At 47.1% G+C, this 297-nt stretch carries 1 pseudogene; it reads right to left on the bottom strand.

The features are described 5' to 3' along the window. Positions 1 to 297 (bottom strand): annotated as a pseudogene (locus RTW80_RS28620) (aldose epimerase); the annotation flags it as partial.

The following is a 297-nucleotide window of genomic DNA, read 5'->3' as shown; positions in this document are numbered from 1 at the left end:
GGTCGATTTTTTTCGCGGCTATTTTTTTCGCCAGCGTGAAAATTAAAACCAGCACAAAAACGTGGTGAAGCGTTGTCGGATTCGCGTGCTCATCGACGGCATAAACCTGGTTTGCCGGAAGCTGGAACAGATATTCATCAACAGATGTTAAGTTGCAGGTTAAATAAGGATGAATACCCACGCCATAAGGCGCTGCGACAGTGCCGATATTCTGGCTTGCGATCTCAACGGAAAGACCCGTGTGTGCGTTGAGCGAATAAACAACTTGTGAAGCCAGCATAAACGGATAGCCGTAAC

The sequence above is a fragment of the Escherichia sp. AM3 genome, from assembly GCF_032029835.1.
GTDB lineage: Bacteria > Pseudomonadota > Gammaproteobacteria > Enterobacterales > Enterobacteriaceae > Escherichia > Escherichia coli.
Note: the sequence above shows the minus strand (reverse complement) of the source record. Positions and strands in the feature narration are given on the sequence as shown.